Annotated in this window: 20 protein-coding genes; 13 read left to right on the forward strand and 7 right to left on the reverse strand. The window is 70.1% G+C overall.

Features of this window, described 5'->3' with window-relative positions; genetic code table 11:
* The first annotated feature begins 34 nt into the window (after positions 1 to 34).
* The 4 genes from WMF17_RS17890 (at position 35) to WMF17_RS17905 (ending at position 8,109) form a co-directional block, all read left to right on the forward strand.
* Positions 35 to 2,362, forward strand: coding sequence for a peptide ABC transporter substrate-binding protein (locus tag WMF17_RS17890; protein WP_437603293.1), 2,328 nt, complete (start codon positions 35 to 37; stop codon positions 2,360 to 2,362).
* A gap of 97 nt (positions 2,363 to 2,459) precedes the next feature.
* Positions 2,460 to 4,853 carry a glycoside hydrolase family 31 protein gene (locus tag WMF17_RS17895; protein ID WP_437603294.1) on the forward strand — a complete coding sequence of 798 codons (2,394 nt, stop codon included), beginning with the start codon at positions 2,460 to 2,462 and terminating at the stop codon, positions 4,851 to 4,853.
* 314 nt (positions 4,854 to 5,167) lie between these two features.
* Positions 5,168 to 6,103 (forward strand): fibro-slime domain-containing protein, encoded by a 936-nt coding sequence (locus WMF17_RS17900; protein WP_437603295.1) that lies wholly within the window; start codon positions 5,168 to 5,170, stop codon positions 6,101 to 6,103.
* A 278-nt stretch (positions 6,104 to 6,381) separates the two neighbouring features.
* Entirely contained in the window at positions 6,382 to 8,109 is a 1,728-nt protein-coding gene (locus tag WMF17_RS17905; RefSeq protein WP_437603296.1) for an ABC transporter substrate-binding protein, read from the forward strand.
* A gap of 48 nt (positions 8,110 to 8,157) precedes the next feature.
* Here WMF17_RS17905 and WMF17_RS17910 read toward each other — a convergent pair whose 3' ends face one another.
* The 6 genes from WMF17_RS17910 to WMF17_RS17935 all read right to left on the reverse strand — a co-directional run bounded on the left by WMF17_RS17910 (position 8,158) and on the right by WMF17_RS17935 (position 15,864).
* A complete protein-coding gene (locus tag WMF17_RS17910; protein ID WP_437603297.1) occupies positions 8,158 to 8,511 on the reverse strand; it encodes a hypothetical protein in 354 nt (117 codons plus the stop codon).
* 470 nt (positions 8,512 to 8,981) lie between these two features.
* Positions 8,982 to 10,511, reverse strand: a complete 1,530-nt coding sequence (locus tag WMF17_RS17915) for an IS1380 family transposase (RefSeq protein WP_437604211.1) — start codon at positions 10,509 to 10,511, stop codon at positions 8,982 to 8,984.
* Positions 10,512 to 10,640: 129 nt separating this feature from the next.
* Positions 10,641 to 11,255, reverse strand: a complete 615-nt coding sequence (locus WMF17_RS17920) for a hypothetical protein (RefSeq protein WP_437603298.1) — start codon at positions 11,253 to 11,255, stop codon at positions 10,641 to 10,643.
* 523 nt (positions 11,256 to 11,778) lie between these two features.
* The gene (locus tag WMF17_RS17925; protein WP_437603299.1) at positions 11,779 to 13,191 is read right to left on the reverse strand and encodes a hypothetical protein; all 1,413 of its coding nucleotides are present in this window, start codon (positions 13,189 to 13,191) and stop codon (positions 11,779 to 11,781) included.
* A gap of 247 nt (positions 13,192 to 13,438) precedes the next feature.
* Positions 13,439 to 14,245, reverse strand: coding sequence for a glycoside hydrolase family 43 protein (locus tag WMF17_RS17930; protein ID WP_437603300.1), 807 nt, complete (start codon positions 14,243 to 14,245; stop codon positions 13,439 to 13,441).
* Positions 14,246 to 14,304: 59 nt separating this feature from the next.
* The gene (locus WMF17_RS17935) at positions 14,305 to 15,864 is read right to left on the reverse strand and encodes a GH1 family beta-glucosidase (RefSeq protein ID WP_437603301.1); all 1,560 of its coding nucleotides are present in this window, start codon (positions 15,862 to 15,864) and stop codon (positions 14,305 to 14,307) included.
* Between the two features lie 96 nt (positions 15,865 to 15,960).
* Here WMF17_RS17935 and WMF17_RS17940 point away from each other — a divergent pair, with 96 nt between their 5' ends.
* The 8 genes from WMF17_RS17940 to WMF17_RS17975 all read left to right on the forward strand — a co-directional run bounded on the left by WMF17_RS17940 (position 15,961) and on the right by WMF17_RS17975 (position 23,366).
* Positions 15,961 to 16,929 carry a quinone oxidoreductase family protein gene (locus WMF17_RS17940; protein WP_437604269.1) on the forward strand — a complete coding sequence of 323 codons (969 nt, stop codon included), beginning with the start codon at positions 15,961 to 15,963 and terminating at the stop codon, positions 16,927 to 16,929.
* A 22-nt stretch (positions 16,930 to 16,951) separates the two neighbouring features.
* On the forward strand, positions 16,952 to 17,080 hold the full coding sequence (locus WMF17_RS17945) for a hypothetical protein (protein WP_437603302.1): 129 nt from the start codon (positions 16,952 to 16,954) through the stop codon (positions 17,078 to 17,080).
* A gap of 120 nt (positions 17,081 to 17,200) precedes the next feature.
* Positions 17,201 to 17,566: a glutaredoxin domain-containing protein gene (locus tag WMF17_RS17950; protein ID WP_437603303.1), complete on the forward strand. Its 366-nt coding sequence runs from the start codon at positions 17,201 to 17,203 to the stop codon at positions 17,564 to 17,566.
* Positions 17,567 to 17,711: 145 nt separating this feature from the next.
* Positions 17,712 to 18,632 (forward strand): ABC transporter permease, encoded by a 921-nt coding sequence (locus tag WMF17_RS17955; RefSeq protein ID WP_437603304.1) that lies wholly within the window; start codon positions 17,712 to 17,714, stop codon positions 18,630 to 18,632.
* 2 nt (positions 18,633 to 18,634) lie between these two features.
* Complete coding sequence (locus tag WMF17_RS17960; RefSeq protein ID WP_437603305.1) at positions 18,635 to 19,696, forward strand: ABC transporter permease; 1,062 nt, start codon at positions 18,635 to 18,637, stop codon at positions 19,694 to 19,696.
* Between the two features lie 35 nt (positions 19,697 to 19,731).
* Positions 19,732 to 20,745, forward strand: coding sequence for an ABC transporter ATP-binding protein (locus WMF17_RS17965; RefSeq protein WP_437650563.1), 1,014 nt, complete (start codon positions 19,732 to 19,734; stop codon positions 20,743 to 20,745).
* Complete coding sequence (locus WMF17_RS17970; protein ID WP_437603307.1) at positions 20,742 to 21,758, forward strand: ABC transporter ATP-binding protein; 1,017 nt, start codon at positions 20,742 to 20,744, stop codon at positions 21,756 to 21,758. Before WMF17_RS17965 ends, WMF17_RS17970 begins: the two co-directional genes overlap by 4 nt.
* 138 nt (positions 21,759 to 21,896) lie before the next feature.
* Positions 21,897 to 23,366 carry a hypothetical protein gene (locus tag WMF17_RS17975; RefSeq protein ID WP_437650564.1) on the forward strand — a complete coding sequence of 490 codons (1,470 nt, stop codon included), beginning with the start codon at positions 21,897 to 21,899 and terminating at the stop codon, positions 23,364 to 23,366.
* Positions 23,367 to 23,386: 20 nt separating this feature from the next.
* Here the strand turns inward: WMF17_RS17975 and WMF17_RS17980 are convergent, their stop codons facing one another.
* Complete coding sequence (locus tag WMF17_RS17980; protein ID WP_437650565.1) at positions 23,387 to 24,073, reverse strand: hypothetical protein; 687 nt, start codon at positions 24,071 to 24,073, stop codon at positions 23,387 to 23,389.
* Positions 24,074 to 24,400: 327 nt separating this feature from the next.
* Between WMF17_RS17980 and WMF17_RS17985 the strand changes: the two genes are divergently transcribed.
* Positions 24,401 to 24,751 (forward strand): BolA family protein, encoded by a 351-nt coding sequence (locus WMF17_RS17985; protein ID WP_437580928.1) that lies wholly within the window; start codon positions 24,401 to 24,403, stop codon positions 24,749 to 24,751.
* Positions 24,752 to 24,757 lie beyond the last annotated feature (6 nt).

A 24,757-nucleotide genomic window follows, 5' to 3' on the forward strand; every position in this document is an offset into this window, starting at 1 on the left:
ATTCTCCTATGAAGCCCGGGACCAAGGAACAGCGATGACGCCGTTCGCCCGCGAGCCGCTGCGCCCGCGCGTCGCCCTCCTCGGCGCGCTGCTCGCGCTCGCGGCGTGCACGGGCGAGGGCGATGGGTACGTCGGGACGACGACGCGCACCGGCAAGGACGTCGCGACCTTCTACGTCAACAACGGCGACGAGCCGGAGTACCTCGATCCCGGCAAGGCCGTCGACTCCGTGAGCATCACGCTGCTCCAGCAGATGTTCGAGGGGCTGACCACCTACGCGGCCGGCGATCTCCATCCCGTGCAGGGGGCGGCGACGCGCTGGGAGCAGAGCGACGACAACCGGATCTTCCGGTTCCACCTGCGGCCCGAGGCGCGCTGGTCGGACGGCAAGCCGGTGACGGCGCACGACTTCGAGTACGCGTGGAAGCGCGTGCTGCGCCCCTCCACCGCCTCGCTCGCCGCCACGAACCTGCACATCCTCAAGAACGGCGAGCTCTTCAACCTGGGCAAGCTCAAGGCGCTGCGCGAGGCCGCGACACTGCGCACCGCGCCGCGCCCCGACGCGCCGCCGGCGATCGAGCTCCCCAAGGGGGCGTTCGTCGTCGTGCTCGGCCAGTCGCCCGCCCGGGTCGCGTCGGGGGTGCCGCCCCTCGCGGCGCCGCCTCCCGGGGTGGCCTCGGTGACGTACGCCGAGCCCGACGAGAAGACCGGCGCCGGCGAGCGGCTCTCGTTCGACGCGGCCGGCGCGGCCCCGGTGCCCGCGCCGATCGACGCGACCCCCGGCGGCGGTTGGCGGGGCGCCGAGGTCGCCCTCCTCGCGGCCGGCCCGCCGGTCGCCTGCAACGGCGCGGCCGACCGCTGGTTCGAGATCGAGGGGCCTCAGGGCCGCGGCTATCTCCCGGGCTGCCTGCTCGCGCCGGCCGCGTCCGCGGAGGCCGCCGCGTACGCCCTTGTCGCGCCCCACGCGGCCCTCCCCACGTACGACTCCGCCGCGCCACGGGCGGCGCCGCCTTCAGGCGGGGTGACCGGGTTCGTCGCCGCATCGGAGCTCGTCGAGGACGACACCGCCGTGGGCGTGCGGGCGCGGGACGACCTCACGCTCGACGTGGAGCTCGAGCAGCCCACGCCCTATTTCACCGATCTCACGAGCTTCGTCACGCTGTTCCCGGTGCGCCGCGACGTCATCGAGCCGTTCGAGGCGCGCGGCGAGCCGGAGCTCTGGTTCCGCGCCGAGAACATCGTGGTCAACGGGCCCTACCAGCTCGATGAGTGGAAGTTCCGGTACGAGATCACGATGAAGCGGAACCCGGCGTACTGGGCGCATGACGCGCTCAGGATCCACCGGATCGTCTGGATGGAGATCGCCCAGTACAACGCCACCCTGCAGCTCTACAAGGCAGGGGACCTCGATTATCTGGGCGACAACTCCGAGCTCCCGTACGACCACCTCGGCTGGCTGTCCGGGAAGAAGGACCTCCGGCGGATCGAGTACCTCTCCACCGTGTACTATGAGCTCAACACGAGGAAGCCGCCGCTCGACGACCCGCGCGTGCGGTGGGCGCTGAACCTCGCGATCGACAAGCGCGAGCTGGTCGAGAAGGTCACGCGGATGGGGAAGCCCGCGACCCACTACGTGCCCGACATCACCGGATCCGGCTACGCCGAGCAGGTGGCGGAGGACAGGGCGCGCGGCGCGGATCCGTTCTCGAGCCCTGACGTCGGCCACGACCCCGCGCGCGCTCGCGCGCTGCTCGCCGAGGCCGGATACGAGGTCGTCCGCGAGGGGGACACGCTCCGCGCGAAGGGGTTTCCGCCGATCGAGGTGCTCTACAACACGGGCGAGGGGCACGGGCAGGTCGCCGTGGCCATCCAGGACATGTGGAAGCGCCATCTCGGGATCTCCGTGACGCTGCGGAACGAGGAGTGGCGGGTGATGCTCAAGAACCTCCGCGACGGCAACTTCCAGGTGATCCGGCTGGCCTGGTTCGCCGACTACAACCATCCGCAGACGTGGCTCGGGACGTTCCTGTCGTACAGCCCCCAGAACCGGAGCGGCTGGGCAGATGCGGAGTTCGACGAGACGATCCGCAAGGCCGCCGCGATGGCCGATCCGAGGGAGAGCATCCGGCTCTTCCGGACGGCCGAGCGGCGGGCGCTCGACGGGATGTTCAGGATCCCGCTCTATTTCGAGGAGAAGTCGACCCTGGTGAAGCCGTGGGTGAGGGGGTACATCCCCAACGCGCGGAACACGCAGCTCGTCAAATGGCTCTGGATCGACCCCGACTGGCAGCACAGGCCGGCAGGCGAGCCCCCGCCGGCGCTGGAGATGCCGCCGCCGGGGCGGCTCGGAGGGGGGCAGTGAGCAGGCCTCCGGGACGGTGATCTGCAGGGCGTGGGGCCGTGACGAGCGCCCCGGTCGATTCGTGGTCCGGACGGCCACGCCCGGCTAGACTCGCGCCATGCACCTCACCGACGCCTTGCTCGGCGCGACTCACGTGCTCCTCTCGGGCGCCCGCGCCGCGATCGAGATCCGCTGTCCAGGTCCCGGTGTGCTGCGCGTGCGCCACGCTCCCTCGTCCGCCGTGACGGGCTTCACGCACCCCGATCTCCCCCCCAAGCGCTCGTTCGCCGTGGTCGCCGACGGCGCGCTGCCGCTCTCCGCGCGCCGGGAGGGGGACACGCTCCACGTGACCGCCGAGGGCGCCTCTCTCGAGGTCTCCCTCGCCTCGGGCACATGGACCTTCGGCGACGGACAGGGCTGCATCCTCGCGCGCAGCGAGGGCGTCTCCGGGGAGGTCCGGCCGGCCTTCCCGGTGGACGAGCTCCGCGCCCGGCTCTCGCTCGCGGCGCCCCCGGGCGAGGCCTACCTCGGCTTCGGCGAGAAGGTCGGCCCGCTCGACAAGCGCGGCCTGCGCTTCACCTTCTGGAACACCGACGCTTTCCCGCCGCACGTCGAATCCGACCCGCTCTATGCCTCGATTCCCTTCTTCGTGGCCCTCCGCGGCGGGGTCGCCTGGGGCCTCTTCCTCGACGAGCCGTGGCGCTCGGAGGTCGACATCGCCCTGAGCGACCCGGATCGCATCGAATGGGAGTCGCGCGGGCCCGAGCTCGACGTCTACCTCCTGGCCGGCCCGCACCCGGCCGACGTCCTCCGGCGCTACGCCGCGCTCACCGGGCGCCCGGCGATGCCGCCCCTCTGGAGCCTCGGCGCGCACCAGTCGCGCTGGGGCTACGAGACCGAGGACGACGTGCGCGGCGTCGTCCGCGGCTATCGATCGCGCGGCCTCCCCCTCGATGCGGTCCACCTCGATATCGACTACATGGATGCTTACCGGGTGTGGACCTGGGACCGCTCGCGCTTCCCGGACCCGGCGCGGCTCGCGCGCGATCTCGCGGCCGAGGGGGTCAAGCTCGTGACGATCGTCGACCCGGGGATCAAGGCGGACGTGGGCTATGCCGTCTACGAGGAGGCGCGCGCGCGAGACTTCCTCGTCCGGCTGTCGCGCGGCGACACCCTCGTGGGAGAGGTCTGGCCCGATCCCGCCGTCTTCCCGGATCTGACGCGCGAGGACGTGCAGCGCTGGTGGGGCGATCTCCAGAAGTCCTTCGTCGACGCCGGCATCGCCGGCATCTGGAACGACATGAACGAGCCGGCGTGCTTCTCCGTCCGGCCCGACAGGGGCCTGCCCGCGCCGAACGGCGGGCGCACCTCGGGGCTCGGCACGATCGAGGGCAGCACGCTCCCCTACGACGCGCGCCACGGCGCCCGGCGGCACCTCGAGGTCCACAACGTCTACGGGCTCGGCATGTCGCGGGCCGCCTACGAGGGGCTCGCCCGCCACGCGCCCGACCGGCGCCCCTTCGTGCTCACGCGCGCGGCCTTCGCCGGCATCCAGCGCTACGCCGCTGTGTGGACCGGCGATTTTGCGAGCAATTTCACGCATCTGGAGGCGTCGATCCCGATGCTCGTCGGCCTCGGCCTCTCGGGCGTGCCGTTCGTCGGCGCGGACATCCCCGGCTTTGCCGGCCGCGCGAACGGCGAACTGCTCGTGCGCTGGATGCAGGCGGGGCTGTTCTATCCGCTCATGCGCAACCACGCGGCGAGGGGCAGGCCGGCGCAGGAGCCCTGGCGCTTCGGCGAGCCGTACCTCGGCCTCGCGCGCGCGGTGCTCGAGCGGCGCTACCGGCTCCTGCCGACCCTGTACACGCTGATGCGCGAGGCGGCGGAGACGGGCCTGCCGGTCTTGCGGCCGCTGTCCTTCCTGGCCCCGGAGGATCCCGAGGCGCTCCATGCCTACGATCAGCTCCTCTTCGGCGACGACCTGCTCGTCGCGCCGGTGGTGCGGCCGGGGCAATCGAAGCGGCTCTCGTACCTGCCCGCCGGCGCATGGATGGACTTCGCCAACCTGGAGCGCGCGGGGAAGGTCGAGGAGGGCAGGCGCCACGTCATCGCCGATGCGCCGCTCGGGGTCGTCCCCGTGTGGCTGCGCGCCGGGGGCGCGGTGGCGCTCACCGCGCCGCGGATGCACACGACGACAGCGCGCTGGGAGGAGATCACGTGGCACGTGCACGCGGCGGAGCGGGTGAGCGGCCGTCTTTACGAGGACGAGGGCGACGGGCAGGGTCCGTCGCGCATGACGCGGCTCTCGGGCGGATTCGACGGCGCGACGTTCACGCTGGAGCGCCGCGTCGAGGGCGATCTGCCGCCCGCGCGCGAGGTGGAGACGATCCGGATCTACGGCGTGCCCCCGCCGCACGCCGTGGCCGGGGCCATCTCGCACCGCGTCCTGGAAGGGGTCGTCGAGATCGAGGTCGCGGCCGACTGGCAGCGAATCGAGCTGCGGGCGTCCTGAGCCGGGAGGCGCGGAGACGCGAGGCAGCGCAAAAGCAAGGCGGGAGCTCAGCACAAGCGAGCTCCCCGATCTCGCTTGTCTTCCGCGGCGGACCGACCCACCTCGCCCTGAGCCGCCTGCGTGAGAGCGACGCGCCGCATTACGCTTCTGTCCCGTCGAACAGGGCACGTTCGGCGGGCTGCAGCCGGACTGAATTAAACGATCATCACGAGATCCGGCGGACAGTGCCACGCGATCTCGCGTACAGCGTCCATGGGACGCGGTTGACAACTTCCACCAAATGTGGTTGTCCTACTTTCTCACTGGAGTGCTCTATGTCCCCTCGATCCTTCCTTCTTGTTACCTTCGCGGTCGCTGCCCTGGCGTGCTCTTCGGGGCCCGGCGAGAACGGCAATTTGACCTCCGGCTCCGGCGGCAGCAGCGGGACGACCACCGGCGGCACCAGCGGGACGCCTTCGGGGGGCGATAGCAGCTCGAGCGGCGGCGACTTCGGGAGCATGGCGGGGGGCAACGTGACGGTCGGCGCCGGCGGCGCCGGCGGGGGCGAGTGCAAGAGCACGCTCGAGGTCCTCTACCGCGACTTCAACGCCACGCACCCCGACTTCGAGATGGACTTCAGGGGCGACGTGGTTCGACGCAAGCTCGTCGAGCCGGCGCTCGACAGCGACGGGAAGCCGGTGTTCCTCGACTCGATCGGCTGCCAGGCGGACCTGCAGACCCCGCTCGACTGCGGGGGTGGGAACCCCAATCAGGTCGTCATCAACAGCAAGGCGTCGTTCGACCAGTGGTACCGGGACGTGCCGGGCGTGAACATGACCTTCCCGAAGCAGCTCGAGCTCGAGGAGTCGCCGCCCGGCTCGGGTCAGTACGTCTTCGACAGCATGGATTTCTTCCCGCTGGCGCCTGAGGAGGGGTTCGGGATCACCCCTCAGAACCACAAGAACCAGAACTTCCTCTTCACCACCGAGATCCACCTGAAGTTCGGCTACGTCGCCGGCCAGCAGTTCAGCTTCCGGGGCGACGACGACATGTGGATCTTCATCAACGGCAAGCTCGCCCTCGATCTCGGCAGCATGCACGGGCCCGAGTCGGGTGTCATCGACTTCGATGCGCAGGCCAGCTCCCTGGGCATCACTCCGGGCAACAGCTACACGATGGATATCTTCCACGCGGAGCGCCACACCGACGGGTCGAACTTCCACATCGAGACGAACATCTCCTGCTTCGTGCCCGTCGACGTGCCGAGGTGAGGCGCGCCGGCGCCTCGGGCGCTGGCTGACGACGAGCGTCTCGAGCGGCCCGAGCCCTCCCGATTGCCGGGCGACGGACGCCCGCGCTGACCTGCGCGCGTTCACGCCGCAAGTTGACATGCTCCCAGGTGAACCGGTAAAGTTCGCCCCCTGATGTGCCGCCTCCGGCGCGACCGGGCGGTCCTGAGGTCGCGTTTTCCGCCGTACGGGGCGGCGGTGCGGCGTGCTGGGGCTGACGTGGACTGTCGCGGGTCCTGACTCCCGCGTGGAGCATGCTGATGAAGAGTCGAACGATGACGCGCCGCGTGTTCGCGGCGGCGGCGCTGGCCCTGTCCGCGGGCGTCACGGCGGGCTGTCCTTCCAAGCAAGAGGCGCAGCCCTCGCCCGGCGCCAGCGCCTCGGCGGCCGCGCAGAGCGGCGCGGCGCCCGCGAAGAAGGGCACCGCGTTCGTCACGATCTCCAGGGAGCAGCAGGCCTCCTGGGTGCGCAACTTCAACCCGCTGCTCGCCGAGGGCAGCGTGCGCTTTCCCACGGTCGCCGGCATCTACGAGCCGATGCTCGTCTTCAACACGATGAAGGGCGAGTACACGCCGTGGCTCGCGACGAAGTACGCGTGGAGCGACGGGAACAAGAAGCTCACCTTCACGATCCGCTCCGGCGTCAAATGGTCGGATGGACAGGCGTTCTCGGCGAAGGACGTGGCGTTCACGTTCGAGCTCCTGAAGAAGCACGCCGCGCTCGATCTCTCGGGGGTGTGGAAGTTCGTCGAGTCCGTCAAGGCGACGGACGACACGACGGTCGAGTTCGCGCTGAAGCGGGCGTACGTCCCGGGGCTCAGCTACATCGGCCACCAGCCGATCGTGCCGGAGCACAAGTGGAAGGACGTGGCCGATCCGGTCACCTACTCGAACGAGAACCCCGTGGCGACAGGGCCGTTCACCGAGGTCAAGGTCTTCCAGAACCAGGTGTACGAGCTCGGCAAGAACCCGAACTACTGGCAGCAGGGGAAGCCGGCCGTCGACGGGCTCCGCTTCCCGGCGTACCCGGGCAACGACCAGATCAGCCTGGCGATCATGAACGGCGAGGTCGACTGGGCGGGCGCGTTCGTGCCCGAGATCGAGAAGGTCTACGTCGCCAAGGACCCGGCGAACCACCATTTCTGGTTCCCGCTCGTCGGCGGCATGGCCACGCTCTACCCGAACAGCACGAAGAAGCCGTTCGACGACGTGCGCGTGCGCAAGGCGATCAGCATGGGCCTCGATCGGGAGCAGATCGTGAAGATCGCGTCCAACAACTACACAAGGCCGGCGGACGCGACAGGGCTCGACGACTCCTACGAGCGCTGGCGCAACCCGAAGGCCGCTGAGGCGGGCGACTGGGTGAAGCTCGACGTGGCGAGGGCGAAAGAGCTCCTCGACGAGGCCGGGTACACCGCGGGCCCGGACGGGATCCGGGTGAAGGACGGCAAGCCGATGCGCTTCGAGATCAACGTCGTCACCGGCTGGTCCGACTGGGTCCGCGCGGTCCAGATCATCACGCAGAACCTCAAGCAGCTCGGCATCGACGCCTCGCTCAAGACCTACGATTTCAGCGCGTTCTTCGAGGCGCTCCAGAAGGGCACGTTCGACATGTCGATGGGGTGGACGGTCGTCGAGCCCACGCCCTACAACTACTACCGCGAGCTCATGTCCGCGGAGCTCGTGAAGCCCGTCGGCGAGGCGAGCGCGCGCAACTGGCACCGCTACGGCGACAAGGGGGCCGACAAGCTGCTCCAGCAGTTCGAGGCAGCGACGGAGTTCGCCGAGCAGAAGCGCATCCTCGACGAGGTGCAGATGCTCTACGCGCAGAACGCGCCGGTGATACCGCTCTTCAAGAACCCGTCCTGGGGCGAGTACAACACGAAGCGCTTCACCGGCTTCCCCACCAAGGAGAACCCGTACGCCAAGCTCTCGCCGAACAACCCGCCGGAGTACCTGCTCGTCCTGACCGAGCTCAAGCCGAGGTGACTCCGATCGGCCCGCGCCGGCGCGGGCCGCGAGCCTGCGTCTCGCCGGTCAGCTGCCCGAGGCCGACACGATGCAGGCGTCGAGCTCCGGCGTCTCGCGCCAGCCGCACTGTCCGGACGCGTCGCGCTCGCAGATGCCGTGCTCGCCATAGAAGGCGTACTCCTCGCGCCACTCGCACGTGGTGGCCACGTGCTCGCTGGCGCAGACCTGCCCGCTACAGCCGGTGACGACGCATCGGCCGGGACGCACGATACCCGCGGCCTCCTCGACGCCGGGCGCCCGGAGCTCGTCGAGCGCGGGGGCAGGGCGGCCGCAGCCGCTCTCGTCGGCGCCGGTGAGCGCGGGGACGCAGAGAAGGAGCACCGAGAACGCGAATCGATGACGCTTGACGAATGAGCTCATCCTGAGACCGCCTTGATAGAGACGCAGCAATGCCCCGAGCAGGGCGAGTCGGCGCCTGTGTACAACGCGACGCTCCTCGGTTCATGCGCTCTGAGCGTCGAGCGATGCGGTCGCCCGGGGGTAGGACCGGCCCGAGATCTGCGCTACTCCCTGACGACGCGATGGCGTCACTCCGTCGCTGCGGCGCCGTGTCGACGGCGGTCCGCGCGTCGCACGCGAAAGGCGGGTCGGCGGCGGCGACGATATCATCGTCGCGAGGCGGGGACGGTCCTAGTCCTCAAACAAGCGCTTGGCGACCCTCGAAATGGGCCGAACCGCCGTCTCGAATCGCCGAGCGGATCCGTCCTGCCGGAGAGCCGGGATTCGGTGATCGTCGCTGCGGCTGGTCAAGGATCCCTCGTTTCGTGGTTCGAGGTTGTGGGTTCGCGGTCGGGCTGCCCGTGCCTCAGTGCGTCGGGCAGCCCCGGCCGTCAGAGCGCATCAAGGAAGCGGAAGAAGATGGGCAGCTCGGGACGCCAGGCAAGGAGCCGATAGACGAGAGTTCGACCGGTATGGAGGATCTGCGCCGGAACGAGAATGAAACGCTGCACGAAGGAGCGGAATTCCATGCGCAGAACGCGCTCTCGATCGGCTTGGTGTGCTTCGTGCCATCGCGGCGCCGTGGGCATGAGCAAAGAGAACCAAGCCTTGAGCGACCACGCGAGCGACGCGATCACCATATAGGCCCAGTTCGACTCGAGCGTGTTCAGCGGGGCGCGCAACGCCGGGACGCCGCTCTTCAATTGCGCGAGCAGATTTTCCTGGTTGCAGCGGCAGTTGGCCTCGCGGACGACCTGCTCGCACGTCATCTCGCGATCGTTGGTCACGTAGAAAAAGTAGCGGAAGGTCTGTCCCAGGTACCGCTGGCCCCTTTCCTCAACGATCGTCTTGCGAAGCACGACGAAGCGGTACGATCGCGCCGCCTTGGTGGGTCGATGCTCGAATTCCGCCAACTCCTCACGCTCGAGGCGCATATTACGATACTCGCGCTCACGGACGATCTGCTCCTTGATGCGTGGTTGCTTCGCGCGCCGCTTGCTCTCCTCGAAGAGGGTGTCGGCCTTGCGAACGAGCTCTTGATAATCGCTCACATCGTCACCTTCAGCGCGTGCCACCATCGGCTTGTAGGCATCGTACCCGAACACGAAGCGTACGCCGTCGTCGTGCCAACGGTCGAAGTACGCGGCCTGCGAGAAGGCCGTGTCGCCGCGCAGCAGGATGTCCGTCCAGCCGGCGCGACGGCAGAGCGTGATCGCGCGCGCGAAGAATTCGGGCGCTCTCTCCTCGGAAGGTCGGTTCCCGCTGCGGTTGACGACGAACAGCGGCTCCCCGGTGTTCGCCAGCGAGACCACAAGCGGGTGGTAGCCCCATATTCCGTTGTACGCGATGTCCATGCCCTGCTTGCACTCACCGCTGGTGGCGACGAGCGAGCCGTCCGCGTCGATTCGCGCCGTCTGCTCGAAGAACGCCTGCGACTGCCTCTGCCAGACGCCGACGCGCACGTCGTTCACGACGTCCATCAGGCCCTGGATCTGCTCGGCCCCGAAGCGCCTGCAGAAGTCGCCCGCAGTGGTGGGATCCGGGATCGTACGCGCACCGAGCGCATCGAGGAACGCCCTGTCGTTGCGGCGCACCTCGATGTCATCGAGCACCGCTCCGCCGCACAGGAAATTATAGGCAATGTTGAGAACATGGTCGGCCTCGCTGTACGGGCGCCGGCGCTTCAAGATCGGCAGCCTCGTGTCGAGCGCGGTCACCAGCCCGACCTTCCAGGCCAGTTGATGAATGGCCCCGAGCCCGCCACAGGGGATGGCGTGAACCCGGTCGGACGCCTCGTAACGAATCGTGCGTGCAGCGAACTCGGGACCCGTTCCACGCGGCTCGCGTCCGCCCTCGACGGGCTTCAGTCGGCGCGCGATCTTTCTCGCTTCACTTTCGGCCCAATTTCGTCGATCCTTCACCTGAAAAGCCTCCGGGTGTTTTGTGTCAAGCTTCAGCAACTCGACGAACACCCGGGCTTTTCATTTTGATCCCGCTACGAAGCGATTTCGACGCGCTTGATCGAGGCCTAGTCCGCAGGCCCGGTGGCCTCAAGGGATCGCGCTGTCGATGGCGTAGCCGGCGCTCCCGTTGGGGACCGTCACGGCACCGGAACCGATCGCGAACAGGCCGTTCGGCGCGAGGTTCGCCGGGGATTGCGCCGCCAGGATCGTCTGGTACCAGGTCAGCTGCGTGATCTCGCCGCCGTCGACGTCCACGCGGAGGTACATGCTGCCCTTGTCGTAGCGGAAGCCGCCGCTCACCGGGTCGTTCGAGAACGAGGCCCAGGGCAGCAGCCTGGGCACCTGGAATTGCTGCGTACCGCTCAGCTGCGGAGGCGTGCCATCGCCGTCGACGTGGTTGAAGAACACGTTTTTCTGGCCGAGGTAGCCCAGGTTCGCCTTCGTCACATACCAGTACTCCGTGTTGGCCTGGTAGGGGCCCACGTTGCTCCCTGTGATTGCGAGCATTCGAAAGAAAGGCTGGCCGTTCGAGAACGTCGCCGTGTACAGACGCCATTTCTTCATTCCACCATCGAGCTGCGCCGCGCTCGCCGAATCGAGGTCTTCGTCGTCCTCGGGCTCCCCGCCCGCGGTCGCGATGCAGCCCGCCGTCGCGAGGCACAGAAAGACCGCCGCCCCTGCCTGCATGAGAATGCTTTTCATGTGATTTGTGCTCCTGTGGTGATTGTATCGTTGATGCTGGCTGCTCGACCAAGCGGGGCGAGCTGCCGTTCGAGGACGGTACGGAGGAAGCCCATGCGCGGTGGTATCAAGGAATCGCGCTGTCGACGTAGTGGCCGATGCTCCCGTTCGGGGCCGCCACGGACCCGGAGCCCGCCATGAACACGCCGTCCAGCGTGACCTTGGCGGGTTGTCTGCGCCGCCGGGATCGTCTGGTACATGGGGGGGGCCGGCCAGGGGCAGATTGCAAGCGCTGTGCCGATCCGTCGCGCGAGGACAGCGGACGGCGGGGCGCTCGGCGACACGTCCCGCAGGTCAGGGCTGCATCGGCGTCCATCGTGACATGTCACGGATGTCACGTGACATGTCACGGATGTCACGTGACATCCGTGACGGCGAATGGATTCCCACCTGAGCGCTTCACGACGGGGTGGATGCCTCTCCTCTGTGCCCTGTGTGGTTCAAATTCTTCCCATCGCGGAACCAGGCACGAAACACCGATGCGTTACTGGTCTTCCGGGCAGGTGGGCATCGGGTCAGGGCACATTTGACCCTCGACCCAGGGGCGCGTCTGCTTGCAGCCGCTCACGTCCTCGAACGTGTTCCCGGCGACGAAATCGGGCCCGGCCGTGCCGACCCACCCGCGGGTGACGCCGTGGCCGGCGACGTGCCGGAACGTCGATCCCTGGATGAACGCGCTGGCCGGCGCCTCGCTGAAGATGACGGCGCCGTTGAACGTCGTGAGGTCGTTGCAGCTGAGCAGGCTGCAGCCGCAGTCATAGCCCGCGTACTCGATGATGACGTTCTCCAGGACGTTCTCGTCGCGCGGGATGCCGCCGAACCAGAGCCCGCCCCAGTCGCCGGGCGCCGGGTTCTCGGCGGCCGAGGTGAAGACGATGGGCCTCTCCGGCGTGCCCAGCGCGCGGAGGACGCCGCTCGCCGCGAACTCGCCGGTGAAGTGCTCCATCTGCATGACGTTCCCGGGCTCGAACCGGATGGTGACGCCGGGCTCGATGGTGAGCGTCGTGAGCGGCGCGCCGTCGCCGCCCGCGCCGATGTTGAAGCGGGCGTCGTGCCAGTCGCCGAAGTGATAGGGCACGCCCCGGTCGCGCAGCGTCGTGTCCTGCTGCAGCCCGTAGGTCTGATTGGCGCCCTCGTCCAGGATCAGGATCTCGTCCCTTCGATTGCCGGTGTACTCGCCGACAGGGATCGAGCCGATCGCCTGCTCCCCGAGCTCCAGCGGATACGGGTGCTCCTCACTGCCGCTCTCCGTGATCACGAGGTCCGTGGAGCCCTCGGCGAACGACGACGCTTGCAGGAGGAGCACCCCGGCGCCGAGCGATCCGCGCACCGTCACGTGATCGACGAGGAGGGCCGGCGCCGCGGGGGTCACGGACGCCCCGTACGCGGAGAGCGTCGCGTTCGCGTGGAAGCGATCGCCGCCGCCCCCCTCGAGGATCACGTGCCGGAGGGTCGCCCTGGCCGGCCACGCGACGTGGACGTTGTTCCACCGCGCGCCCTCGCTGCCGCGAAACGCGATGGGCTGCGCCTCGGTGCCCTCGGCGTTCAGCTCGGCGCCCTCTTCCATCGCGGAGATGCCCGTGTCCTCCTCGAGCAGCACCTCGGCGCACGGCTCGATCGTGAGGGTCACGCCGGCGCGGAGGCGGACAGGGAAGCTCACGATGTGCGGGCTCCCCTCCGCGGTCCAGGTCTCGTTCTCGCTCAGATCGCCCTCGTGGACCGTCGGACCGCCGGAGGGCGCGCGACACCCCGGCTCGACCGTGCCGCCCGAGCCTCCAGAGCCGGAAGCCCCGCCCGCGCCGCCAGCGCCGGAAGAGGGCGGGTCGCCGGGATCGCACGCGGCGAGGAACATCCCACCTGCCGCGGTGAGCGTGACTACAACGTTGCGTAGAGCCATATCCTTGTATTCCTTGTGAGCGCCTGTGTGTTCATACGCGCCCAGGCAAAGGCGCAGAGAGTAGCTCATCTGCGCCCGATCCGCAGAGCCTTCGTAAACATCTTTGCAATCTTGAGCCCGGCCGCTCGCGGCTGGCCTCGCATTGCGAATCTGCCGAGCCAAGGTGTTCTCCGGGACGGTGGACAGCAGCGCTCGTGTGACGGTCGACGCCCGGCACTCCCGCGGTCGCGCGGTCGACCGATGGGCTTCAGCGCCGCGGCGCCGGCTGCGCCATGCGGAACGACGCGAACCTCGCGGAGGCCTCGCTCGGGCCGCGCACGAACAGAGCCGCGCGCACGCCGCGATCCCAGGGCGGCAGATCGGGGCCGGCCTCGGCGTCCACCACGTCGCCGACCGGGGCCCAGGCGGCGGCCCCGCCGGCGCGGATCGTGAAGCGGAACAGATGCCCGTCGGCGACCGTCATCCGGAGCTGCGCGCGGTCGGGCGCCCTCGTCTCGGCCACCACCGCGAGGGCGCCGTTCGCGACGCGGAATCGAGCGCGTCGCCGTCGAGCTCGTCGACGATCTCGGCAGGCCAGGGAGCCGACCTCCATGCACGTGAGCGGCCCGTGATCGGTGTACGGCCCGCCCGGCGCGGCAGCGCTGGCCGCGGCGACGCACAGCGGGCCGCCGCGCTGCCGGGCCGTGTAGAAGACGTCGTATCGGCCGCCATCCTCGCTGATCTCGGGCGCCCAGAGGCTTCCGGCGGCCCAGGACGGGAGCTCGGGGAACACGGTGTCCACGCGCTCCCAGTTCACGAGATCGGTCGAGCGGAGGAGCGGAAACGGCGCGCCCCACTCGGAGCTCGTCGCCGTCGCCCAGGATTCGTGCCCCACGCGGATGACCGACGGGTCGGCGAAGTCCCCGGGAACAACCGGGTTCGTGGACACAGCGGCGGCGCCGCTGTGCCCCGCGGCGCCGGTGGACCGCGGCGCGCCCGCGAGCTCGGTATCGTCCCCGCAGCCGCCCAGGAGCAGCAGGGAGACAAGAATTTGAACGGGCGTGACGAGGTGCACGGCGCAGGATAGCGCCCGCCGCGCGGCCCGAAGCGAGATCGGGCCGCGGGCCTCCCGGATCAGCCGGTCACGTTCTCCCAGGCGACGGCGGTCGGCCCGAGGAGCGAGCGCCCGTTGGTGGCGATGACCTCCTTGTACCAGGAGAAGGAGTCCTTCGGGATCCGGCGCTGGGTCTGGTAATCGACGTAGACGAGCCCGAAGCGCTCCTTGTAGCCCTCGGCCCACTCGAAGTTGTCGAGGAGCGACCAGGCCCAGTACCCGACGACGGGGACGCCCTCTTTCACCGCCCGTGCGAGGCCGAGCAGGTACCGGTGCATGAGGTCGATGCGCTGCGGGTCGTGCACCTTGCCGTCGAGGAAGACCTGGTCCCTCGTGGAGGTGCCGTGCTCGGTGATCCCGATCGGCAGCTTGTATCGCTCCCAGAAGTACCTGGAGCCCCAGTACAGGGTGCTGGGGACCACCTGCAGCCAGTCGAGCGTCGCGCGCGGGTAGCCGGGCGGGGAGGCGACGCGCTCGGGCTTGCCGTCCTTGCCTTGCCGCCACGTGCCCGCCGAGTACATGTTGAGCCCGAGGTAGTCGATAGGCCGCTTGATCTGGTCGAAGTCGCTGGCGGGGAAGTCGGGCATGTCGTTGCCGAAGAGCCGGAGGCCGCTCTCCGGATACCGCCCCTCGAGCACCGGCGCGATCCACCAGGCGTTGTTCCACGGGTGCCGCTCGTAGACCGAGAAGATCGCCTCGCGCGCCGCCTCGACGTCGCCCGGGTCCTCCGTCGCGGGGCGCTGCACCTGGGTCGCGAGCACGTAGCCGATCTTCGCGGCTTTGACCGCGGCCCGCAGGGCGTCCACCTGCTTGCCGTGGGCCCGCATCTGGTTGTGGGCGGCGGTCAGGTACTCCCGGTACGGGAGCTTGAGCCCGGGGGCGAAGTGCCCATCGAGGAGCGCGTTGCCGATGAACGCCTGCGGCTCGTTCTGCGTCACCCACCACGGCACGCGATCCCCGAGCCGCCTGGCGACGACCGTCGTGTAGTCGGCGAACCAGTCGGCGACGTCGCGCTGGAGGAACCCGCCGCGGTCCTGGAGCGCCTGGGGGAAGTCCCAGTGGAACAGCGTGCACATCGGCGTGATGCCGAGGCGGAGGAGCTCGTCGACGAGCCGGTCGTAGAAGTCGAGCCCCTTCGGGTTGACCTTGCCCGTGCCCTCCGGGAGGACCCGTGTCCATGAGACGCTGAAGCGGTAGCTCTTGGCGCCGAGCTCGGCGAGCAGCCCGAGGTCCTCCTTGTAGCGGTGGTAGTGGTCGCACGCGACGTTGCCGGTGTGCCCTTCGAAGACCTTGCCGGGGGTGTTCGAGAAGACGTCCCACACCGAGGGGCCGCGGCCGTCCTCGGCGGCGGCGCCTTCGATCTGGTAGGCCGCGGTGGCGGAGCCCCACAGGAAGCCCGCGGGGAACGGCGCGGCCGTCGCGCCTGCCGGGCCCGCGCCGGCCGAGGGGGCCGGCGACGCGGGCGCGGAGGTGGACGAGGCTGCCGCGACGGGTGGCGCCGCCGCCGCGGCGGACGGGGCGGACGCGGCTCCAGAGGCGTTGTTCTGGGGGAGCGACTCGGAAGGCGTGGAAGCGGACATGGGGACGCATCATCCACAGCGCCCGGTGGGCAAGCAATGGGGTCGTGCCTGCGCCGGTTGCTTGACGGCCCGCGCCGGCTCGACAACATGGGCGACATGCTCGCGATCCGTCCCAAGACCGCCGGTGGCCCGGAGGTGATGCAGCTCGAGGAGCACCCGACACCCGCGCCTGGCCCGGGTGAAGCCGTGGTCCGCGTCGAGGCAGCGGGGGTGAACTTCATCGACATCTACCAGCGGAGCGGCCAGTACAAGCTCGATCCGCCGATCCCGCTCGGGCTCGAGGGCGCCGGGCGCGTCGAGGCGGTGGGGCCTTCCGTCACCGAGGTGAGGGAAGGGGATGAGGTCGCGTGGACCGGCGGCCCCGGCTCGTACGCCACGCACGTCCGCATCCCGGTCGAGAAGCTCGTCCCCGTGCCCGCGGGCGTCGGCGCGAAGCGCGCGGCGGCCGCGATGCTCCAGGGCATCACCGCGCAGTACCTCGCGCGCTCCACGTTCCCGCTCGGGCCCGGCCACACGTGCCTGGTCCACGCGGCCGCGGGCGGGGTCGGCCTGCTGCTCTGCCAGATGGCGAAGCGGCTCGGCGCGCGCGTGATCGGCACCGTCTCGACCGAGGAGAAGGCGCGGCTCGCGCGCGGCGCCGGCGCCGACGAGGTGATCCTGTACACGCAGGCCGATTTCGAGGCCGAGGCGCGCCGGCTCACGGGCGGCGCCGGCGTCGACGTTGTCTACGACGGGGTCGGGCACGACACGTTCGCGAAGAGCCTCGGCGCGCTCCGCCCGCGCGGCATGATGGTGCTCTTCGGCCAGTCGAGCGGGGCGGTGTCCTCGTTCGACCCGCAGATCCTGAACCAGAGGGGGTCGCTGTACCTCACGCGACCGAGCCTCGCGCACTACACCGCGACGCGCGAGGAGCTGCTCCAGCGCGCCGCCGACGTGCTCGGCGCGATCGCGCGCGGCGAGCTCACGATCTCCGTCGGCGCCACGTACCCGCTCGCCGAGGCGGCCGAGGCGCACCGCGCGCTCGCCGGGCGGGCGACGACGGGGAAGGTGCTGCTCATTCCGTAGCGCAGGCAGGGGACGAGCTGCCATGGCGCCAGAAGCAGAAGCAGATTTGAACGCCAAGGCGCCAAAGCGCCAAGATGCGATGAATGATTTGAACGCCAAGGACGCCAAGCGATTGAAATTTCTGAGCACTTCGTCGCGTCCTGGCAGTTGAATCTTCTTCTTTCTCTTTTTCTTGCGCCTCGGCGTTCAAATCTCTCCTCTTCCACGCGGCTCCGATGTTGACCGCGCGTCCTCCGCGCCGGTACGCTGCCGGCGCAGAGGTGCACATCTCATGATCGAACGTCCCACGCTTGCGCCCGAGAAGGTCTCCGAGGCGGTGAAATCGCAGATCGCCAGCTTCCATCGCTCCGTCGTCGACGAGGTCGCGGCCGCGGTGAGCCGCGACCGGGTGGTCGTCGTCGGGATGGCCCAGAATCCCATCGTGAAGAAGGCGCGGCAGCTGCTCGATGGGGAGGGCGTGAAATATACCTACCTGGAGTACGGGAGTTACCTCTCCAAGTGGAAGGAGCGGCTCGCTCTCAAGTTCTGGGCCGGCTTCCCGACGTTCCCGATGGTGTTCATCGACGGGGTCCTCGAAGGCGGCCACAGCGACCTCGTGAAGCTCCGCGACCAGGGCAAGCTCAAGGGGCAGTCGTGACGAGGCGCGGCTGAACGTCGGGCACAGAACGCGCAGACACAAGGACGGCAGCTCGGAGGCACCTCGTGACATCGCTCGGGATCCACGGAAGACGGCGGGATGACGAGGGGAGCCGCGCGGCTCGACGGCCCGGAGGCGGCGCGCCGTGAGCTCCTACGCCATCAAGCGGCTGCTCTCCATCATCCCCACGCTCTTCCTCGTCGCCACCCTTGTGTTCGTCCTGGTGCGCATCGTGCCGGGCGGCCCGTTCGACCAGGAGCGGGCCGTGCCCGTCGAGGTCCAGCGGCAGCTCGACGCAAAGTACCACCTGAACGATCCGGTGCTGAAGCAGTATGGCGACTGGCTCCTTGCGCTCGTCACGAAAGGCGACCTGGGCCCGACGTTCAAGTACCCGAACCGCACCGTCAACGAGATCATCGCCCTCAGCCTGCCCGTGTCGATGCAGCTCGGGTTCTGGGCGATGCTCTTCGCCCTCGCGATGGGCATCCCCCTCGGCATCGTCGGGGCGATCCGCCAGAACACCTGGAAGGACACGGCGGCCATGGCGGTCGCCATGGTCGGCCTCAGCGTGCCGCGGTACGTGCTCGCGCCGCTGCTCATGCTCGTCTTCTCGCTCAAGCTCTACTGGTTTCCGGTCGCCCGCTGGGAGACGTGGCGGCACATGGTGCTCCCGATCATCTGCTCCGGGCTCCCGGTGGCCGCCTACATCGCCCGGCTGACGCGCGGCGGGATGCTCGAGGTGATCCGCTCCGACTTCATCCGCACCGCGCGCGCCAAGGGCCTCTCCGAGCGCAAGGTCGTCCTGAAGCACGCGCTCCGGGGCGGGCTGCTCCCGGTCGTGAGCTTCCTCGGCCCCGGCTTCAGCGGCCTGCTCGTCGGCTCCCTCGTCGTCGAGAAGATCTTCAACATCCCCGGCATGGGCCGCTACTTCGTCGAGGCGGCCACGAACCGCGACTACAACCTCGTGATGGGGGTCATGCTCGTCTACGGCTGCCTGCTCATGCTCTTCAACGCGATCGTCGACGTGGCGTACGCCTTCATCGACCCGCGGGTGGAGCTGCGCTGACCATGCCCGCCGCCCCCCCGCCGCACGCCGCAGAGCGCGCCGCCGGCGCCGCGCCCGGCGACCTGCCCGCCGTCCCCGGCGGCGCGGCGCCGCGCCCGGCCGCCCCGCTGCGGCTCGACGCGCTCGAGCAGGGGTCGAGCCTCGGGCGCGACGCGTGGCGGAGGCTCCGCAAGAACCGCGCGGCGGTCGCCTGCGGCGTCGTGCTCGTCGCGATGATCCTCGCCTGCATCCTCGTCCCCGAGCTGTCGAGCTACCGGTACGACAAGGCCGACCTCAAGCTCGGCGCGCAGCCGCCGTCGCTCGCGCACTGGATGGGCACCGACTACTTCGGCCGCGATCTCATGGCCCGCGTGTTCTTCGGCGGGCGCATCTCGTTCGCCGTCGGCATCGTCGCGACGCTCGTCAGCTTCGTCATCGGCGTGAGCTGGGGCGGCGTCGCCGGCTACTTCGGCGGCAAGGTCGACGCGATCATGATGCGCATCGTGGACGTGCTCTACACGTTCCCGTTCCTCATCCTCGTCATCCTGCTCATGGTCTTCTTCGCGAACGACCAGACGGTCCTCTACCGCGCCTGGCAGGCCGCGCTCGGCCTGTTCGTCGAGGATCCCTCGGATCCCAGCTACTTCCCCATCTTCCAGATCGTCGTCGTCTTCGCGGCCCTCGGCGGCATCTCCTGGCTCACGATGGCCCGCATCGTGCGCGGCCAGGTGATCTCGCTGCGCAGCCAGCCGTTCATCGAGTCGGCGCGCTCGATCGGCGTCGGCCACGCCGCGCTGATCTTCCGGCACCTCGTGCCGAACGCGCTCGGCCCGATCATCGTCTACACGACGCTCACCATCCCCGAGGTGATGATGACCGAGGCGTTCCTGAGCTTCCTCGGCCTCGGCACGCAGGAGCCGCTGTCGAGCTGGGGCCTGCTCGCGTCCACGGGCGCCGACGCGATGGATCTCTTCCCCTGGCAGCTCATCTTCCCGGCGCTGATGCTCGCGCTCACGCTGATCTGCTTCAACTTCCTCGGCGACGGGCTCCGCGACGCCCTCGATCCACGCATCCGAAAGGACTGAAGGGACGCCGCTCCCACGGCGCGCCCGCACGGACCATGCTGCTCGAGGTCAAGCACCTGAAGACCCACTTCTTCACCGAGGAAGGGGTGGTCCGCGCGGTCGACGGCATCTCCTTCAGCCTCGATCGCGGCGAGGTCCTCGGGATCGTCGGCGAGTCCGGCTCGGGCAAGAGCGTGACGAGCCTCTCGCTGCTCCGGCTCATCCCCGACCCGCCGGGCAGGATCGTCGGCGGCCAGATCCTGCTCGAGTCCGAGGGGGGCCTCGTCGAGGACCTCGCGGAGGCGAGCGAGGCGCGGATGGAGCGCATCCGCGGCGACCGCATCGCGATGATCTTCCAGGACTCGATGACGTCGCTGAACCCCTACCTCCGGGTGAGCGAGCAGCTCATCGAGGTGCTGGAGCTGCACCGCGGCATGCGGCGCGCCGAGGCCCGCCGGCGCAGCGTCGAGATGCTGCAGGCGGTGGGCATCCCCGCGGCGGCGTCGCGGATCGACGACTACCCGCACCAGCTCTCGGGCGGGATGCGGCAGCGCGTGATGATCGCGATGGCGCTGCTCTGCGACCCGGACCTGCTCATCGCCGACGAGCCGACGACGGCGCTCGACGTCACGATCCAGGCGCAGATCCTGGATCTCATCCAGGAGCGGAAGGAGGCGCTCGGCGCGGCGGTCCTGCTCATCACGCACGACCTCGGCGTCGTCGCGAAGATGGCCGATCGCGTCGCCGTCATGTACGCCGGGCGCATCGTCGAGGAGGGCCCGGTCGGCGCCATCTTCCACGCCCCGCGGCACCCGTACACGATCGGCCTGTCGCGGTCGATCCCGCGGCTCGACGGCGCGCGCGGCGACGCCCTCGTCCCCATCCCGGGGATGCCGCCGTCGCTCGCGCGGCTGCCGCCGGGCTGCCCGTTCCACCCGCGCTGCGCGCACGCGGTCGCTGTGTGCCAGGAGGAGGCGCCGCTGCCGCGGGTCGTCTCGGGCGAGGGGGACAGGAGGGCGCTGCACGTCGTGCGGTGCCACGTCGAGGACGTCGCCGGACGAGCGCCATGACCACACCCGCCACACCCCCGCCGCTGCTCTCGGTGCGCGATCTCAAGGTCCACTTCCCGGTGCGGCGCGGCCTGCTCCAGCGGCAGGTCGGCACGGTGCGCGCGGTCGACGGCGTCTCCTTCGACGTCGAGCGCGGCGCGACGCTGGGCCTCGTCGGCGAGTCCGGCTGCGGCAAATCGACGACGGGGCGGGGGATCCTCCGCCTCGTCCCGCCCACGTCGGGGAGCGTGAAGATCGACGGCCGGGAGGTCCTGACGCTCGACCCGCGCGCGCTGCGCAAGGCGCGCCGCGAGATGCAGATGATCTTCCAGGACCCGTACGCGAGCCTGAACCCGCGCATGACGGTCCACGACCTCATCGCCGAGCCGCTCTCCACCCACGGCCTCGTCTCGTCGCGCGACGAGTCGCTCCGCGAGGTGGCGCGCCTGATGGAGCTCGTGGGGCTCTCGCCCTCGTACATGCGGCGCTTTCCGCACGAGTTCTCCGGCGGCCAGCGGCAGCGGATCGGCATCGCCCGCGCGCTCGCCCTGAGGCCGAAGCTCGTGATCGCGGACGAGCCGGTCAGCGCGCTCGACGTGAGCATCCAGGCGCAGATCGTCAACCTGCTCGCCTCGCTCCAGCGCGAGCTGTCGCTCACGTACGTGTTCGTGGCGCACGACCTCGCGGTGGTTCGCCATCTGTCAAGCGAGATCGCGGTGATGTACCTCGGCCGGATCGTCGAGCGCGCTCGTCCAGATGCATTATTCCGCTCACCGCAGCATCCGTACACGCAGGCGCTGCTGTCGGCGATCCCGATCCCCGATCCCGACGTGGAGCGCAAACGGCGTCGCTTGACGCTCGTCGGCGAGGTACCGAGTCCGCTGAACCCGCCGTCCGGTTGCCATTTCCACACCCGCTGTCCCTATGCGATGGAGCGGTGCAGCATCGAGGCGCCTCCGCTGGAGGAGCGCCATCCTGGTCACTGGGCTGCTTGCCACCTCACCGAGCTACCCACGGTACCTATGCATCCGTGAGGTGATCCAGCAGCGCTCAGTTCCCGACAGCCGTTCCCGACATCGGTTGAGCTCGCTCTCCAGACATGACGGGGAATGTCCGATGACAGGATTTTCCTGACCTCGTTCTGGGCCGGGGAGGTTAGAATTCCAGGACCGATGCCGCGAATTTCTGACGCCACGCTTCGCGCCCAGATCCCGACGGCCCTTCTCATCGGCGGCGATCAGGCGCTGCTGGAGCGCTGCCAGGCGGCGGCGATGGACGTGGGGATCGTTGTCAAGGCGTGTCCTGTCTCGATGGCTGCGGCGCTGGCGGAGGAGCGTCGGCCGGTGGTCATCGTGGTCACGTCGTCGACCTACGCGCTGGCTCCCGAGGCGTTCGAGGAGATCGCGCGCGAGGTGGTGAGCACGCTCGTGCGGGTCGACGAGACGCTGAAGGACGACGAGCTCGGGGCGATGCTCGGCACGGCGGCGCGCGAGAGCCGCAAGCAGCGCTCGTGGCAGCTCACGCCGGGGCGCTACTCGATGACGCCTGGGGACGATGGGTCCTCGGCGCCGCGCTCGGAGCGCTGGACCCTCGGGGTGATGACGGCGGATGCGTCGTCGCGGCGCGACGCCGAGTCGACGCCGCTGCCGCGCTCCGGGCCGCGGAGCGCGGGCGCGCACGAGCTTGCGTCCCGCGAGCGCGTGGCGGCTGCCGTGGCCGCGCAGCGACTGGAGCGCTCGGGTGCCGGGGCGTCCGGGGAGGCGGCGTACCGGCCGCTCGATCCGGCTGCGCCGCGCTCGGAGCGTCTGGGCGTCATGACGCTGGCGCCGTCATCTTCGCGCGCGCGCCGTGAGGTGCCCTCGTCGCCGCCGACGCCGGCCGGCGTGGTGGTTGCGCGCCGGGAGGGGTCGTTGCCGGGCTCGCAGCCGGCGGGTGCGTACGCGCGACGGGAGACGCCGTTGCCGGGCTCGCAGCCGGCGGGAGGGTACCCGCGGCGGGAGACACCGTTGCCGGGAGGGTACCCGCGGCGGGAGACGCCGTTGTCGGGAGGGTACTCGCGGCGGGACACGCCGTTGGCGGGCTCGCAGGAGGCCGCGATGTATTCGCGGGGGGCGACGCAGCCGCCCGCCACGTATGCGCGGCGGGACACGCCGGCGCCGCTGTCGCAGCAGGCCGCGGTGTACCCGCGGCGAGACGGACAGCCGGCCGCGGGGGGGTACCCGCGGCGAGACACGCCGGCGCCGCTGTCGCAGCCGGCGGCGCCGAGCTCGCGGCAGCCTGCCGGGGCGCCTCCCCGGCGGGAGACGCCGTTGGCGGCCTCGCAGGTGGCAGCGCCGAGCTCGCGGCGGGAGACGCAGCCTGCGGGGGCGCCTCCTCGGCGGGAGATGCCAGCGCCGGCGTCGCACCGGGGGGCGGGGCACCCGCGGCTGGAGACCCTGGGGTCGCAGCCGGGAGCGGCGTCGCCTCAGCGAGAGGCGCTCGCGCCGGGCGCACAGGAAGGTGAGTCCTACGGCGGTCACCCCACGCCGCCGCCGAGCTCACACCGGGCGCCGCCGTCCTCCCGCAGAGCTCAGTTCCACGTCGACATCGCTCTGCTGTTCGATGAGCGAGGCCTGCCGCGCGCCGATCCACAGGCGAAGTGACAGGTCTCCGAGCGTTCGGCTCAGCCGCCGCCTGAGCCCCCTGCGCCAGCCGAACCCCCTGCGCCGTCGGAGCCGCCCGAGCCACCTTCGCCGCCTGAGCCGCCCGAGCCACCTTCGCCGCCGGAGCCGCCCGAGCCGTCGGAGCCACCTTCGCCGCCGGAGCCACCTTCGCCGCCTGAGCCGCCTTCGCCGCCCGAGCCGCCCTCGCCGCCGCCGTCTTCACACGACTCCGCGATGGTCAGCGACAGGCTTCGGGTGAGCGGCTCCTGCTTGCCCTCGCCGCCGAGGAGAGGCTCGCCCGTGTCGCTCACGGCGGTGATGGTGATCGCGAGCTCGCCGTAGCGTTCCTCGGGCTCGAGCTTGTCGAGACGCACGTCGATCACACGGCCGGCCGCGGCGTTGTTCTCCTCGCCGTTGACGCTGAGCTCCAGGTGCCCGCACTGCCGGTACGTCAAGCAAGTGCCGGGAGGGCGGAGGAGGAGCTCCGAGACCGTGACGCTGATCGGAACCGTCGGCCCGTCGTCGGAAGAGGCGGTCGAGCGCGCCCCGATCGCGACGCATGCGCCGTCCTTCGGGCTCACGATCTCGATCCGGGGCGTTCCGGTCGGGCCGGGGGCGCTCGACGTCCCGTCGTCGCCGCAGCCGGAAGCGCCGGAGAGCCCGGCGACGAGGACGAGCGCGAACCGCGCAGCGATCGGGGATGCCATGCCGCGCGGTTTATCCGTTGGCGTGGCGCCGGGCAATCCCTTCGTCCGCGAACGGCCGCGCCCGTGGCCCGCAGAGGGCCCCCGCAGGCACCGCCAAGGGCCGCGCGGCGCCGCTAGGGGCCGTCGCAGGCCCCACCGAGGGCCCCGCGGGCACCCGCCGAGGTTTTGCGGAGACGGCGCCGCCCCCCTGGCGGCCGCGGAGCGATCGCCGCTCGGGCCCGGCGGACCGCGCTCCGCCTGGGCCCCGGCGGGCGGACGCTCCTCCGCCTTCCCGCCGACGCTCACCCGGTGACCGGCGGTGCCGCCGAGGCTAAGCTTCGCGCGGCCATGACGACAGCGACGAGGCAGGAGTCGATCCAGAGCAAGCTCGCCCGCGCGCTCGATCCCGTGCACCTCGAGGTGGAGAACGAGAGCCGCATGCACAGCGTGCCGGCGGGCTCGGAGACCCACTTCAAGGTGCTCGTGGTGAGCGAGGCGTTCCGGGGCATGAGCCCCCTCGAGCGCCACCGGCGCGTCAACGACGTCGTGCGCGAGGAGTTCGGCGCCGGGCTGCACGCCTTGACGATCCGCGCGATGACGCCGGACGAGTGGGAGCGACAGGGCGGCGCGGACTTCCGCTCTCCCGCGTGCCTGGGCGGCTCCAAGGCGGCGCCGGGCTCCGGCGCGAAGTCGAGCTGAGCGGCG

It is taken from the genome of Sorangium sp. So ce362 (assembly GCF_051519845.1).
In the GTDB taxonomy this organism is placed as follows: domain Bacteria; phylum Myxococcota_A; class Polyangia; order Polyangiales; family Polyangiaceae; genus Sorangium.

Coding starts and splice junctions, on each gene's coding strand:
- WMF17_RS17890 (WP_437603293.1), top strand. CDS start 35: ATGACGCCGTTCGCCCGCGAGCCGCTGCGCCCGCGCGTCGCCCTCCTC.
- WMF17_RS17945 (WP_437603302.1), top strand. CDS start 16,952: ATGGCGCCAGAAGCAGAAGCAGATTTGAACGCCAAGGCGCCAAAGCGC.
- WMF17_RS17965 (WP_437650563.1), top strand. CDS start 19,732: ATGCTGCTCGAGGTCAAGCACCTGAAGACCCACTTCTTCACCGAGGAA.
- WMF17_RS17970 (WP_437603307.1), top strand. CDS start 20,742: ATGACCACACCCGCCACACCCCCGCCGCTGCTCTCGGTGCGCGATCTC.
- WMF17_RS17925 (WP_437603299.1), bottom strand. CDS start 13,191: ATGGCTCTACGCAACGTTGTAGTCACGCTCACCGCGGCAGGTGGGATG.
- WMF17_RS17905 (WP_437603296.1), top strand. CDS start 6,382: ATGAAGAGTCGAACGATGACGCGCCGCGTGTTCGCGGCGGCGGCGCTG.
- WMF17_RS17900 (WP_437603295.1), top strand. CDS start 5,168: ATGTCCCCTCGATCCTTCCTTCTTGTTACCTTCGCGGTCGCTGCCCTG.
- WMF17_RS17980 (WP_437650565.1), bottom strand. CDS start 24,073: ATGGCATCCCCGATCGCTGCGCGGTTCGCGCTCGTCCTCGTCGCCGGG.
- WMF17_RS17935 (WP_437603301.1), bottom strand. CDS start 15,864: ATGTCCGCTTCCACGCCTTCCGAGTCGCTCCCCCAGAACAACGCCTCT.
- WMF17_RS17895 (WP_437603294.1), top strand. CDS start 2,460: ATGCACCTCACCGACGCCTTGCTCGGCGCGACTCACGTGCTCCTCTCG.
- WMF17_RS17985 (WP_437580928.1), top strand. CDS start 24,401: ATGACGACAGCGACGAGGCAGGAGTCGATCCAGAGCAAGCTCGCCCGC.
- WMF17_RS17950 (WP_437603303.1), top strand. CDS start 17,201: ATGATCGAACGTCCCACGCTTGCGCCCGAGAAGGTCTCCGAGGCGGTG.
- WMF17_RS17940 (WP_437604269.1), top strand. CDS start 15,961: ATGCTCGCGATCCGTCCCAAGACCGCCGGTGGCCCGGAGGTGATGCAG.
- WMF17_RS17910 (WP_437603297.1), bottom strand. CDS start 8,511: ATGAGCTCATTCGTCAAGCGTCATCGATTCGCGTTCTCGGTGCTCCTT.
- WMF17_RS17975 (WP_437650564.1), top strand. CDS start 21,897: ATGCCGCGAATTTCTGACGCCACGCTTCGCGCCCAGATCCCGACGGCC.
- WMF17_RS17960 (WP_437603305.1), top strand. CDS start 18,635: ATGCCCGCCGCCCCCCCGCCGCACGCCGCAGAGCGCGCCGCCGGCGCC.
- WMF17_RS17920 (WP_437603298.1), bottom strand. CDS start 11,255: ATGAAAAGCATTCTCATGCAGGCAGGGGCGGCGGTCTTTCTGTGCCTC.